Genomic DNA, 14692 nt, shown 5'->3' on the forward strand with positions numbered 1-14692 from the left:
GGCACTGACAAGCCACTGCGCATCAACCCTAAAGGACTACGCTCGTGCAAACCACCACCGACAATTCAAGAAAATCCATCACAGTCAAAAAGCGAGTTTTCTGGGGATCTGCGCTATCCATCACCGCCCTCGCTGCCTGGACGATCCTAGGACCTAACACCGCAGGGGATGTCTTAGGCGCAGCGACACTGTGGATTGGCCGGTGGTTTGGCTGGTTTTACATCCTTCTAGGCACAGCCTGCGTGATTTTCGTTTTCTATATTGCGTTCTCGCGCTACGGCAATATCCGATTATCTTCGCCAAATTCGCGTCCAGAATACTCCAACCTCGCCTGGGCCTCGATGTTGTTTGCCGCCGGCATCGGCACTGACATCCTCTTCTTCTCGGTAGCTGAACCCGTTTCCCAATATATGAATCCGCCCCAAGGTGTGCCGCAATCCATCCAAGCCGCTGAGCAAGCTCCGGTATGGGCGATATTTCACTACGGAATCACCGGGTGGGCGATGTATGCCTTAATGGGCTTAGCGTTAGGCTATTTCACCTATCGGCGCGGTCGCCCAATCGCAGCGCGCACCGCACTCGAACCCATTTTCGGCGAGCGCGCCATGGCTGGAGTTCTCGGCGACGTCGTCGATATCGCCGCAATTCTCGGCGCTGTCTTTGGGGTAGTGACAACGCTGGGTATCGGCGTCGTCCAAATCAACGTAGGCCTAGATATTATGTTCGGAATCGACAAAGGCCTACCGGCGCAAATCGTGTTGATCTTTATCGCCGTCGGATTAGCAATTATTTCAGCAGTTTCTGGCGTTGCGCGCGGTATTCGTATTCTTTCGCAGATCAACGTCATCGGCGCGTTAGCTCTGATCGGCTGGGTGCTCATCACCGGGCGGCCAGAATTCCTCTTGAACACAATGGTGAGCAATATAGGTGACCTTGTTGCCTATTTCCCGCAAATGACGATGGACACTATGGCATACTCTGATGCGGAATTGTGGAAAATGCCTGGACACTATTCTTCTGGGCATGGTGGGTGGCATGGGCGTCTTTCGTTGGTATGTTCTTGGCTCGAATATCTCGAGGGCGCACAATCCGCCAATTCGTTTTTGGTGTGATGACTATTCCTTTTATGTATGTTGTGCTGTGGATTTCGATTTTCGGCAACCGTGCCATCGATTATATTTTGCATGCACCTGACGGCCGTGAATTCGCTGAGATTACCCTCAAAATTCCCGAACTAGGCTTCTATCATCTGCTTCAAGAAATCCCGGGCGGCACGCCAATTATCCTTTTGGCAACTGCCGTGGGCTTCTTGTTCTACGTAACATCGGCTGATTCGGGAGCGCTCGTTATGGCAAACCTGTGTTCCCATTTGCCCACGCCGACGACGGACGCGCGTTCATGGCTTCGAATCTTTTGGGCCTCGATCACTGGAGTGTTAACTATCGGTATGCTGCTGGTGGGAGGGATTCCTGCTCTGCAGTCGGCATCAGTGATCATGGGCTTGCCATTTGCCTTTGTTATCGCATTTACCATGGCAGGCTTCTATAAGGAGATAAGTCAAGACGCTAAGAATATGGCTTTGCGGCCAGCAGGCTATCGGCCCCCAGTTGGAGTATCTTCTAACGTTATGCTCGCCAGTGCGTCCTGGCACGAATGGCTAGCACAAATTTTTGGCACAGTCAGCCCGGCCCAAGCACAAAACTATCTCGATCGCGTCGTCTATCCGGCACTCGAAACACTCGTCGGTGAGATGAATAAGCAAGGTGATTTCTCGGTGCGTATTGTGCGAGGCGAGGATGATCACTACCGTGATCTCGACGTCGAACGCACAGTTTACGATCATCTTTCCCTACGCATTGAAAACGCTCACGGTGAATTCTTCTATCGGGTAGCCTCAATCGATGCTCCGGCACTCGTGTATGGAACTCAAATTCCTACCGAAAACGATCGCTCTACCCGGTTAGAAGTTCACACCAGTAGCGGCGATGAGCCGTATGACATCATGGGATACTCCGGAGAAGCAATTATCTATGATGTCTTAGGGCAATATGAGCGTTATGCGCGCTATACGGAGATGATGTACGGGGATCCAGCCTCACAGTGATATTCCGAAAACCGGAACCACCAAACCAAAAATAGTTGCTGTAATGAGGACTATTCCGATGATATTGAGCCAAACGCCCGCACGTATCATATCTGCCATACGGATATAGCCCGAACCATAAGCAATAGCGTTTGGTGGAGTTGCAACTGGCAACATAAAAGCACTCGTTGCAGCCAAGGCAACTGGGATAGTTAACAGCAGTACATCTGTTCCCGTACCGAGTGCGACTCCACCCATAATCGGCAAGAAGGCCGCAGCTGTTGCCGTATTTGAGGTTAACTCAGTGAGGAAAATAATAAGCGTAGTGACGACGGCGATCATGACCAGAATATTGAAATTCGATAATCCCGCTGCCTGGGCCCCGATCCACAATGACAGTCCACTACTGGTAAATTGTGCAGATAAGGCTAACCCGCCACCGAAAAGTAGCAAGACATCCCACGGCAGGTTTTTCGCAGTCTCCCAATTCATCAGGCGGATTCCTTTAACTGGGTCGGCTGGGATGATAAATAACAAGACGGCAACCGTCATTGCTATAGCCGAATCGCTTATTTTAATATCAGGAAAATACTTCTGCGTAATGATCGGGACGATGATCCACGAAAGAGCTGCAAGAAGAAAGATAATCCCAACAAGCTTTTCGCCTCGTGACATCCTCCCCATTTTCCTCAGCTCTTTGCGGATTAGTTCTTTTCCGCCAGGAATATGGTCGATTTCAGGTTTGAAGATAACGTGGGTGAGTACAAACCAGCCAATAATCATAAATACGATAGCTAACGGAACGCCAACCAGCATCCATTGGCCAAAACCAATCTCGATATCGTGTGTTTCTTTAAGATAGCCTTGAAGAAGCGTATTGGGTGGAGTGCCGATTAAAGTCCCTAGCGATCCAATCGAGGCAGAATATGCGATTCCGAGCATGAGCCCAACTGCAAAGTTTGAATGGTGAAGTCCGGCTTTTTCTTTAATAACATCGACGGCGTCCTTGCCTTTAGAAACAAGTGCTGCCGCAACCCCACCTTTGGTTGCGTCTCGTGCTACATCGGGTATGTCTTGAACTTCATGAGCTATTGCGTTTTCGTCGCTGTCATCGGTGCCGGCAATGTGCCCAACTAGATGCAGAATCGATATGCCGATCGGGAGCATCATAACTGCGGTAGCGGTGTTTGATACCCACATAGACATAATGCCGGTTGCGAGCATGATCCCGCCGATGATGCGCTTGGGGGTGGTGCCTAGGAGCAAGATAGTTACTAGGGCAACCCTGCGATGCAGATTCCAGCGTTGCATAGCGAGCGCGAGAATAAATCCTCCCATGAAAAGGAAGATAGTGCTTGAGGCGTATGGGGCAGACGCAGTACCAAATGAGGTGACTTGGAATATCGGGAAAACCACCAGAGGTACGAGTGCGGTGGCAGCAAGCGGTATCGCTTCAGTCATCCACCAGATCCCCATCAGGATAGTGGTGGCAGCTGTTATTTTCAGGCCGGCCGGATTGAAGTTCTCTGGAGGGTCATTTTCTGCGGCGCGCTGGGCGATGTCGATAGCTGAATCAGGCATGATGAAGTAGATGGCAAGTGCGGCAACTATTCCACCAAGTAACCCGATTGCTCGGATAATCCAGACTTTAGGTTCTGGTGGATTGTAGTCATCGATCGGCGGATGCTCAGTTGACGAATTCGTTACGATGATGCTCATAGTGTTCTCCGATACGCAAAAAGAGGATGAGTGACGAAGGTTGTGCTGACGCAGTGAGTTATCTCTATATAAAGATAACTCAATATCGAATCGAGTTTATGTGTTTTGTGAAAATGATTTCGGGGGTTTTTCTACTACGTAGCGTTATGAGTAGTATGTTCTCCAATGGTGTGTATATTTTAATGTGTTAGAAATGTCAATAGTGCTATTGGTAACATTCACTGTGGTTTATATTTCAAATTGTTTCAGTGTTATAGGCTCAATATATGAGAACAATAATCGCGCTGAGAAGGCGTCTTTTTGTACCGCTGCTTGCTACAATGCTCGCGGCAATGCTATTTATTCCCAACTTCACTCCGGCGTATGCGGCCATTGGTGATGGCACTGACCCGCAGCCAACCGTTGCTGCTGAAGATGCAGTGGCAGCTGGTGAGGTTGACGATCCATCTAAAGTTGATATCTATGTGGGCACTGCAGAAAATCTCGAAGGTGGAACTCTCAAGCTAGACTACTGGTCGGGTGAAACCATCCATGCGGTAGCTTCAATGAACGCTTCCGGTCCACAAACCGATCTAGCAGATGTGCTATTAACATTGGAATTTCCCAAAGTGCGCGATGCTGATGGTGTTTTGCTTGTTGATCGCCCGAGCTTCGTGGACTCCCAGGTAGCAAATTCCAGCACTCCTCGAGAAGACGATGATTTTTGGTATATGGATTACAAGTTCGACACGTTAAAAGGTGGACAACTTACCCAATTGCCATTTGATTTCGCATTTAAAAATAAAATAACACCAAATGGAACGACTGTGACTCCGACGTTGACGATGTCGATAGCTGGAGTGAAAACTCAAGAAACAGACGTTATTTTCACATCAAAAGCAACTAGTTCTTATGTCACTGAGCTGCGTCTCTTTTCGCCACAATACAACACGGAACTTCCAGATGGTAACGGCGGCACAATTTACGGCAAGGAACGGCTAACCTCTACTGCCACAGGCGTTGTGCCTGCTGATGAAGATCCGAAAACGTTTTATGTTTGTTTAGACACAGCACCTACCACCCAAGCTCCTGATGGTCTGGGAGTGTATGAGGGAAAGGTCGTCACGTATGAAGTAACGATTCCACAAGATGCTGTTGTTGCAGACGACTTCACTCGATTCGGCTGGGATTGGAAAGATGACCAACGCAAGGTCATCGTCGCAAATGTTCCATTTGCTAAAAATAACGCTAGGAATAATTGCAGTAGTCCAAACCGATTCAACTTACTGTCGTTCAAGCTGAAATTCAACGGTGCGGCAATTGACAATCCAGATGGTACCATGCGGCTATTCCAGCCAATTCTCAATACTTGGGTTGACAAAGGCACTGCTAACGAGCAAAAAGTCGGAGAAAAGACACTCGCTATCGCTTTCATTGAAACAGTTCAAGAATTCGCTGGAACTCATAAAGTCCAAATGTCCAAGACAGCAAGTTCCCTTGACCCAACCCGTGAGTATGTCAGCGCGAGCTCAAACGGCGCTAAATACTTTTTCGACGGTGAAGCGATTTCGGTTGTCACTCCTCGTGGCGGAGCTATCCATCTCAACGGCCCGAAGTTTACCAATCCCGATGATGTTGCCGTAGGTCCTATTCCTGCCGACAAAGCTGAATTGCCAGGGCTTCGCTGGTATGCAAGAGTGAAGAATACTAACAATGGTTCTGATTTTGAGAATTCCGCTGGGGGACAGCATAGTTTCCTTCGAAGCATTACTGACTACGATCTTGATCCCGGGTTGTATTATCAACAACTAACCTTGGATCTTCGAGTTTCTTCTAGTGACAACCCAGCACTATCGGAGAAGGAACAAAAGGCATACGTTAATAGCGTCCCTAATACGCTCTATGGCATTGGTGCTGATGGAAGCCGAACCGAGATTGCACAAAACATCCAGGTAGGTCAGCATATTGCCATCAAGGATAAGACTCGGCAATATTCTCAGCTTGAACTTGCCTTCCCCACGCCACTTGAACTAGACAATGTTACCTTCGGCTTCTTTGTGCGGGCTAATGTGACCGATGAAGAAATCGAAAGATGGAATAACGATCTCATCGAAGGTAACGAAAAGATTTACTCCAATAGGATAAAGGCTGATCTGAGGTCGCTAACCCCTGAGGGAGAAGCGAACGCTGAGTTCTTAGCAGGCGAAGAAACGTTAGATCGTTCCCGCAACAACAATGGTGTAACTGTTGTTCGCGTAGACCCACGGTTAAGTACTCAGGTTTTGACCACGTCACGAGAATCTATTTCGGACATTGACGATGTGACCAAGTTGCACGAAGCTTTTGTTGCCGAAGATACACGAACCACATTCGCAAACTGCGACGATGGTGTGCTCACCGCGCAGAACTGTTCGCGGGTGAAAATTCTCGAGGTTCGTACCTCACCATCTGGATTGTGGTCAGGTGGAACTACATCGATCACAAATCTGCGACAGATTATCGTCCTACCGCCAGGTGTTGATTATATCGATACCCTTGCTTCAGTGACTGACAACGCTATCTCCACTAGCGCTGCGAAACCTGAGGTTATAGAAAATTATCAGAATACTGGTTTGACTGCTCTGATTTATTCCTACGGTGATGTAACGTATGATGGACCTTCTCAAAAGGTAAATGAAGATTACAATTCTGCATTCTTGAGTGTGGATACCTCTAAGTACGCTAACTATGGACCCAATGAGATTACTGCCTATTCTGTTTGGGATAACTCGCAAACGGTCAAAGCAGAGCCTGGCATGGAGTATCCAGACGCCTTGGATCTCAACAACAATGGGGCAACTGATGAAGTATTTTCGGTAGCACATCGAACTATCTCGCTATCTGCACCACTCGAAGTACTTGGAAAGATCGAAGTCTCTCCAGCGCATGGAGTTGATGCGAATTGGTTATTGAATGGCCCTGCACAAGATCTCAACTCCGATATTTCATACCGGTTGAGTGCTATCAACAACACGTTGACTCCCATCAATTACTTGTCGATTTTGTCGGTTCTTCCGGCGTTAGATGATCATAAGATTGTTGCTGACGAAAACGGAATGTACGGTGATCGTCACTGGGAGAATGGGGATCTGCAAGGTGATCATTCTGCTTTTGTTACTCCATTAACTGGCCCAGCAACCTTATCGGTAGCGAGTGAAGATGGCGTTGTTAGCGATGCGAGCGATCGATTCGTCATTCGGTATTCGGTAACGGCGCAAGGTCCTGATTTAGCGTCTGTGACAGATGCAGTGTGGTACACAGAAGCAGAGTTAACAGCTGCAGGCCATACGTTCGCTGACGTCAAGGCTATCAAAGCCGATTTGATTGCGGGTAAAGCGGTTGCATCGAAGGAAACAGTGCGGATTGTAGTTCCGGCGCATATTCCGTTCGATGATTCGACAAAGATTCTAGAAAATGGTTCAACGGCGTTGATGTCAGTTGCTATTTCAGGTGCGGGCAACAATTATGTTGAGGCTAACGAGATTTCTGCACAGATAGCTCGATATTCAGTTTCAGGTGCGGTATTCCGTGATCTGAACGCGAACGGCATCCGCGATGATGGCGAGACATTACTCGATGGTAATTCCTGGAAGCTACTTGAGGCAGACGGGACAGGTGTTGTGATTGACCCAACCATGCCACCAGGTCCAGACAATGCGGTTAGTGGTACTTCTGGCAATATCGATGGCTACTTCTCCGACGTTTATCAACGAGGTGCAGATCGCTCGATAATCTTCACTAAGTCGCCTCAAGCTCAGGAACGAGGATTGTACTGGACTAATAGTGCTCGTGATGATTCTGATCGAATTGAGTCCGATGTTACTGAGGAAGGTCATACTGATAAGTTCAATTTGACGCCGCTTTCTCCTACTGTTGAACGCAATGCAGGCTTGGCCGGTAAGCGTGATGTCCACCTTGTCAAGACGGGTGCAGATACTCAGGCGCCGTTAGCAGATGCAGAGTTTACCTTAACGTTTAAGAACTGGTTGGCAGGCGAAATGCCGCCTGCCGGTAAGACGGTCGAACCCACTGTGACCACGTGGACTGGAAAATCCGATGCGATGGGTAAGGTAGTATTCCCAGCTGTTCCATACGGTGTCTATACGCTTACTGAGACGAAAGCTCCTGCGAGCTATCAAGCTATTGAAGCTCGCGAAGTAGTTGTTGATGCCAGTGGCGAAGATGTAGGCGTCGATGGGGTAAGCCCGTTGACTATTTCGGTGGTAGATAATCCTGCTGCTGCTGTGGTACGTGTGGTCAAACATGACGATCAAGGTCAGATTTTGCCTGGTGCCGAGTTCGGTTTGTTCGCCAAGACGGATGTTGGTCTAAGTACTGATCCGGTCAAGGCAGCCACATCTGACGCAGGAGGACTAGTTGAGTTTGAGGATGTTGCGTGGGGATCGTATGTTGTGCGTGAACTGCGCGCTCCGGAAGGTTACGTCAAGTCTGATGCAGATGTGGCCGTTGACATTAACGCTGATACGGTAACAAGGACTGATGTGGCTGGCGAGGTAGTATTCGTCGTCGACGCTGGCACGGTTGTTAATAACCAGATTCTTGGCACGGTCAGTGTTATCAAGCATGACGAAGCTGGTCAAGCGTTGGCTGGTGCCGAGTTTGGCTTGTTCATTAAATCGGATACCGGCGTCGTTGGTGATATGCCGGTTAAGCGTGCTGAGTCAGATGAGAATGGTCAGGCTGTATTCACTGACGTAGCATGGGGTAGCTATGTGCTTCGCGAGATAAGCGCACCAGAAGGTTACACGCTGTCTGATACTTCAACCGAGGTTGTTATCGATGCCCAGCACCTGAATGTGGATGCAGGTGTTATCACTGACAAGGCCATTATGGGTGTTGTTCAGTTGGTGAAAAAGTCAGATTCAGGAGTCGCTCTTGAAGGTGTAGAGTTTGGTTTGTTTGCTACCGACGACGAGGGCATTGTTATTGATAATGCTCAACCTACCTATGCGGCTATTTCTGGTAATGATGGCCGGGTAGTATTTGACCAGGTACGTTACGGCACCTATGAGTTGCGTGAAACTCAGCCATTGGAAGGCTTTGTTGGTCTCGACCAAGTCTTTGGTGTGATTGTAAGTGCCGATGGTGCCGTGATTGATCTAGGCGATGTGACGAATAAACAGATCCGTGGTGGTGTTGGCTTGATGAAGGTTGACGCTTCTTCTGGTGATCCATTGCAAGGTGGAGTGTTTGAGATTCGAGTTGTTGATGTTGCTGGCATGAGTGCTGGTAGCGTTGTTGATACTCAAGTTTCAGATGCTAACGGCATGGTTCGGTTCAATAACTTGCTCGCCGGTAGTTATGAGGTTCGTGAAGTAACAGCGCCAGATGGTTATGTTCTTTCCGAACAGGTTTATGGCGTGGTGATTGCTTCTGATGGTCAGGTTGTTGATCTGGGTAAGGTTGGCAATCAGCTGATCCGTGGTGGTGTTGGCTTGATGAAGGTTGACGCTGCCTCTGGTGATCCATTGCAAGGTGGAGTGTTTGAGATTCGAGTTGTTGATGTTGCTGGCATGAGTGCTGGTAGTGTTGTTGATACTCAAGTTTCAGATGCTAACGGCATGGTTCGGTTCAATAACTTGCTCGCCGGTAGTTATGAGGTTCGTGAAGTAACAGCGCCAGATGGTTATGTTCTTTCCGAACAGGTTTATGGCGTGGTGATTGCTTCTGATGGTCAGGTTGTTGATCTGGGTAAGGTTGGCAACCAGCTGATCCGTGGTGGTGTTGGCTTGATGAAGGTTGACGCTGCTTCTGGTGATCCATTGCAAGGTGGAGTGTTTGAGATTCGAGTTGTTGATGTTGCTGGCATGAGTGCTGGTAGTGTTGTTGATACTCAAGTTTCAGATGCTAACGGCATGGTTCGCTTTGAGGGTCTGCGTTATGGCAGCTACGACGTTCGTGAAGTGACAGCACCTAAGGGCTACATGCTCTCAGATCAGGTGTGGTCTGTATCTATTGCTTCTGATGGTCAGGTTGTTGATCTGGGTAAGGTTGGCAATACGAAGATGCCAGTAATTGTTGAACAGACTAAGGATGGTTTGGCCAAGACTGGTGTGACTATTGGTGGATTGATAGGCCTCGTAGCGGCATTGTTAGCTGCTAGTGGTGTGTTAATCTACGTTTCACGCCGACGTAAGTAGCTAGCTGGGTTTGTGGTGGAAGCTAGCATGCTAGCTCCCACCACAAACACGCCTAGTTAATAGTCACAGTATCTGTTCAAACTAAAAGCATGGCTTAACGGCCAAAAGCATACCGCTATAGGTGAAGGTGGAGACAATTTTATGTCTCCACCTTCACCTATATTCCTAGAATATTTCTGGAGTTAGCTCTATCGGCTCAGAGCTCTCAACTAGACATTGAGCAAAATGTTCTTGTTCTTGCTCTACTACGGACGATTTAACGTCATATATTGACCAGTTGGGTTATGTTGTAAGTTCTTCACGCTATCTACAAGATGTTTGCGATCTTCAGCCCGATAGAAATCGAACTGATCAGCATCGACGAGCAAGACAGGGGAGGCGGCGTAATGGTTGTGCACCCAATCATCGTAGCCCTCCCATAACGATCGATAATACGACACAAGTTTATCGTCTTGCTCGAAATCGCGACCGCGCGAGCCAATGCGTTCCAAAATGGTCTCAAAAGACGCATGGAGGTAGATCATTAGATCGGGAGCTTTCTTTGGAAACTGTGAAATCTCCTTCATCATTTCATCGAGAATTTTCGCATAGAGTTTAAACTCTTCAGGTGAGATTCGCCCGAGATCAGTATTAACTTTTGCGAAATACCAATCTTCATAGATTGAGCGATCCATAATTGATGGTCCAGCGAATAAGGCGTGCTTAATATCGCGGTACCGTGACGTTAAAAACTCTAACTGTAGTAGAAAAGGATAACGTTTGCGGTTTTGCTCTTCTTCTGAAGCAGTATAGAAAAGAGGGAGAATATCATTACCTTCGACGTTTTCCGTATAAAGATCTATGTTGAGATCTGCTGCAATAATTGATGCGAGAGTTGTTTTACCAACCCCGATCATCCCTCCAACGACGAGCATGGTTCTCCTTAATGCTTATCAACATTCCACTGCGGAAAATGCGGTACATAATCTATACGGCGTTAATTTTAGTACGCTACTAGCCTAACTGCTTGGTAATCAGATGTGAGGAGATCCGCTAAATGTAGGGTTAATCGTCAGCAGGTAGGCGATATGTAGTATCAATCGCGTTGTGGTACGTCTATTTCTTATTGAGGTTACACTGCTCTCGGTGCGCATAAACACCGGTAAATAACGGGCAATCTTGCACGAACTTAGCGCAGTTTTAATCGCCGTAAAAGTTGGGCGTTGAGCGCGACGATCACCGTTGACGCAGACATGAGGAGGGCGCCAACACTCATCGGCATCGTAAATCCGATAGGAGCCAGGATTCCGGCAGCCAATGGCACCGAGATGAGGTTGTATCCGCCAGCCCACCACAGGTTTTGCTTCATCTTCCGATACGAGGCATCTGATAACGTGAGAATTGAAAGTACTGCACGTGGATCAGAGCTGGCGAGAATAACGCCAGCGGAGCTAATCGCTACATCGGTACCAGCACCGATAGCAATGCCGACGTCGGCTTGTGCAAGTGCTGGAGCGTCATTAACCCCATCGCCGACCATAGCCACGAACCGGCCTTCACGTTGTACGTGGCGAACTGTTTCTGCTTTCCCGTCAGGTTTAACACCGGCGAAAACACGATCGATGGAAAGGTTATGCGCTACGGTATGTGCAACCGCTTCGGCGTCGCCAGTCATCATAACCACCCCGATACCGCGCGCATGCAATTCTTCGATAGCCTGACGCGATTCGGGACGGACATCGTCAGCTAGCCGCACAGCGCCAAGCACCTTTTCTTCGTCGAGCACATGCAAAATTATTGCGCCTTCTTTTTTCCATTCGGCAGCGATTCGAAGCTCATCGTGATTATATTGAGCAAGCAATGCCGGGCCACCCACCGATATCGTGCGGCCGTCAACTAGCGCATGAACCCCAACACCAGCTTCCATCTGGAACTCACTAGAATCTGGAATATCAAGACTACGCTCAGCTGCGGCAGTAACGATCGCACGAGCCAAAGGATGTTCGCTACGATACTCCACCGCGGCTGCTAGTGCCAGAAGTTCGTCGTCGTCAATAGTGCTATGTATAGCGGTAACCGACGGGTGCCCTTGGGTCAGGGTGCCAGTTTTGTCGAAGAACACAGTATCGACAGTGCGCATGTTTTCCAGTGCGTGGCGGTCTTTGATAAGAACGCCGGCTTGAGCGGCACGCTGCGTTGCGATTGACACCACCAGAGGGATTGCGAGTCCGAGCGCGTGTGGACAGGCAATGACGAGCACCGTGATGGTTCGCGTCAATGCGCTAGTGGGGTTACCTAGGGCGCTCCATACGATAAACGTGATCAGAGCTGCGCTGAGGGCAAACCAGAAAAGCCATTGAGCTGCGCGGTCGGCTAAAAGTTGGGCGCGTGAGGTTGAAGATTGGGCGTCGAGGACCAGTTTTTGAATTCCGGCTAGTGCAGTATTTTCTCCGGTTGCGCTGACAGCGAGGTGGAGTGCGGAATCGGCGACGACGGTGCCAGCCACCACGGTTTCGCCAACGCTACGTTTTACCGGGGTTGATTCGCCGGTGATCATTGATTCGTCTACGTGAGCTGTGCCTTCGAGGATCTTTCCATCGGCAGGTACTGCGCTACCGGGGCGCACGAGCGTTATATCACCAGGCTGCAGGTCATGAACTGGGACGACGGTAATGGTTTCGCCTTCGATGAGTTCTGCTTCGTCGGGCAAAAGCGAAGCGAGAGATTCAAGTGCAGAAGAAGTTTGGGCAAGTGAGCGCATCTCGATCCAGTGCCCGAGCAACATGATAACGATCAGGAGAGCTAGTTCCCACCAAAAATCGAGGTGGAGTGTAATGAGGTTGAGTGTGCTGGCTAGGGAAGCGAAGAAAGCCACTGAAATAGCCAATGCGATGAGTAGCATCATTCCAGGGCGGCGTGACCTGATTTCGGAGAGCGCTCCGGATAAAAATGGTTTTCCACCCCAAACGTAGATGATGGTTGCTAGAACCGGAGAGATCCAGGTTATCAGGGTAGATGTGGGGAGCTCATAGCCAATAAAACTGGCAAACGTGGAGCTAAAGATTGTTGTAGGAATTGATAACGCTAGCATGATCCAAAATAGGTTACGGAACATGGCGACGTGATGTGAGTGGCCGGCGTGGTGCGTATGGTTTGAGTGGCTGGTGTGGTCTGTATGGTTTGAGTGGCCGGTGTGGTGTGAGTGGTGAGTCTCAGTGGCGCGGTGCTGATCGTGCGGTGGCATCTATAAACGTGCTTTCTCTCTTTTATGGCCGGGTAATGAGAGGTTACGAAGCTCTTATTGGGCGTAATAATCACTATTGATCGTAATCATGGGCACTCGTGGGAACAATGGTTTATTCGCAGAGAATAATCTCTCCCCGTGCGCACGAGCAACGTATAAAAAGAAGGCTGTAACGCACAGAAAGAAGGTCGCAACGCACAGAAAAGAAGGCTCTAACGCACAGAAAAGAAGGCTCTAACGCACAGAAAAGAAGGCTCTAACGCACAGAGAGATTGTCTGTGAAGATGGGTCACCCGTCCTGGTTGATGTGCACAGGTCTAGCTGGTGGGCGCGCGGATCTTATTCGATGCTTAGCGGGATTGATAAAGTTGAAAATTGTACTATTATGGTTGGTGTAAAACTTATTCGCCCGTGTCAGGAAAGAAGGAACTGCTATGACGCGCAAACTATACAACGGAACCTTAACTGATGTGAGCTTTGATCGAGAGATCTGTGAACATGCAGGGGAATGTGTTCGCGGGATGCCTTCGGTTTTTAATGTAAATGCCCGTCCTTGGATTAACCAGTCCGGTGTAACTACTGCTCAAGACGCTCACCATCTTGCCGATGTTATCGCCCGGTGCCCATCTGGTGCGCTCATTCTCGAACGTCTTGAAGTTGCCTAGCTTCTTGGGATGAGGGGTGAGCAGTTCACAACTGCCCATGGTTGCGATTGATGCAGCTATCATGCGCTAGATTAAAGGTATGGCGTAAAATCGTGAGCAAATAGAAATGAATGAAGTAGGTCTGTTATGACATGGGATCAACGATACCGTGCTGCTATTGAAACTGGGCAGAAGTTATTTTCCGACGAGCCAGCACTGTTAGTCGTCCAAGCACTCGACTCAATGAGTGGCCAACCTCAAGACTCCCATAGCCAACCACTCCTTGCAATTGATGTTGGGGCAGGAGAGGGACGTCATTCGAAAGAACTAGCTCGCCGTGGGTATTCAGTGATCGCACTAGAATCTGCGCAGAGTCTGGTTGAACATCACCGTCAGACTCCACAAAATCACTCACATATCGGAAAAGAAACGGATATTAGTTCACGCATCGACTGGACATTTGGTGATGTTCGCACCTATATGCCTTCTCAACTTGTTGATCTCGTTCTAGTGGCCTACCTCCATCAGCCCGAGTTTTCACTTCCCCAACAGCTCGCAAATATTGATACGTGGATAAAACCTGGTGGACAAATAGTGCTTGTTGGTCACTCGCGCAAGCAAGCTGGTCGAGATGTTGGCGGTCCACCCGATCCTAAAACGTTGTGGGACGTAGCAGAACTGCGTGCCGAATTGCATCGCCTAGGGTATTTCATTTCGAGAGCTGAAGATGTTGAGCGAACCGATGTGGAACGCCGCTCGGATGCAGGCCGCCGCGATAAACCCGTCGATGCTATCATCGTTGCCCAAAAACACGATTAAATAAAGCGCAGATAGCTGTAGAACA

At 48.9% G+C, this 14692-nt stretch carries 8 protein-coding genes; 5 read left to right on the forward strand and 3 right to left on the reverse strand.

Going from position 1 to position 14692, the window contains the following annotated elements; genetic code table 11:
- Nucleotides 1-44: 44 nt before the first annotated feature.
- Nucleotides 45-1112, forward strand: a complete 1068-nt coding sequence (locus tag NG665_RS02280) for a BCCT family transporter (protein WP_252673692.1) — start codon at nucleotides 45-47, stop codon at nucleotides 1110-1112.
- The gene (locus NG665_RS02285; RefSeq protein WP_252674065.1) at nucleotides 1055-2104 is read left to right on the forward strand and encodes a BCCT family transporter; all 1050 of its coding nucleotides are present in this window, start codon (nucleotides 1055-1057) and stop codon (nucleotides 2102-2104) included. Before NG665_RS02280 ends, NG665_RS02285 begins: the two co-directional genes overlap by 58 nt.
- On the opposite strand, the gene NG665_RS02290 is transcribed toward NG665_RS02285, so the two are convergent.
- The gene (locus tag NG665_RS02290) at nucleotides 2096-3802 is read right to left on the reverse strand and encodes an SLC13 family permease (protein ID WP_252673693.1); all 1707 of its coding nucleotides are present in this window, start codon (nucleotides 3800-3802) and stop codon (nucleotides 2096-2098) included. The two genes, NG665_RS02285 and NG665_RS02290, sit on opposite strands and share 9 nt — an antisense overlap.
- A 266-nt stretch (nucleotides 3803-4068) precedes the next feature.
- Between NG665_RS02290 and NG665_RS02295 the strand changes: the two genes are divergently transcribed.
- Nucleotides 4069-9981, forward strand: coding sequence for a SpaA isopeptide-forming pilin-related protein (locus NG665_RS02295; RefSeq protein ID WP_252673694.1), 5913 nt, complete (start codon nucleotides 4069-4071; stop codon nucleotides 9979-9981).
- A 245-nt stretch (nucleotides 9982-10226) separates the two neighbouring features.
- Here the strand turns inward: NG665_RS02295 and NG665_RS02300 are convergent, their stop codons facing one another.
- The gene (locus tag NG665_RS02300; RefSeq protein ID WP_252673695.1) at nucleotides 10227-10895 is read right to left on the reverse strand and encodes a deoxynucleoside kinase; all 669 of its coding nucleotides are present in this window, start codon (nucleotides 10893-10895) and stop codon (nucleotides 10227-10229) included.
- Between the two features lie 254 nt (nucleotides 10896-11149).
- Nucleotides 11150-13051 (reverse strand): heavy metal translocating P-type ATPase, encoded by a 1902-nt coding sequence (locus tag NG665_RS02305; protein WP_252673696.1) that lies wholly within the window; start codon nucleotides 13049-13051, stop codon nucleotides 11150-11152.
- A gap of 587 nt (nucleotides 13052-13638) precedes the next feature.
- Between NG665_RS02305 and NG665_RS02310 the strand changes: the two genes are divergently transcribed.
- Both NG665_RS02310 and NG665_RS02315 read left to right on the forward strand, forming a co-directional pair.
- Complete coding sequence (locus NG665_RS02310; RefSeq protein WP_252673697.1) at nucleotides 13639-13869, forward strand: (4Fe-4S)-binding protein; 231 nt, start codon at nucleotides 13639-13641, stop codon at nucleotides 13867-13869.
- Nucleotides 13870-13995: 126 nt separating this feature from the next.
- Complete coding sequence (locus NG665_RS02315; RefSeq protein ID WP_252673698.1) at nucleotides 13996-14667, forward strand: class I SAM-dependent methyltransferase; 672 nt, start codon at nucleotides 13996-13998, stop codon at nucleotides 14665-14667.
- The last annotated feature ends 25 nt before the right edge of the window (nucleotides 14668-14692 follow it).

It is taken from the genome of Arcanobacterium pinnipediorum (assembly GCF_023973165.1).
Lineage (GTDB): Bacteria > Actinomycetota > Actinomycetes > Actinomycetales > Actinomycetaceae > Arcanobacterium > Arcanobacterium pinnipediorum.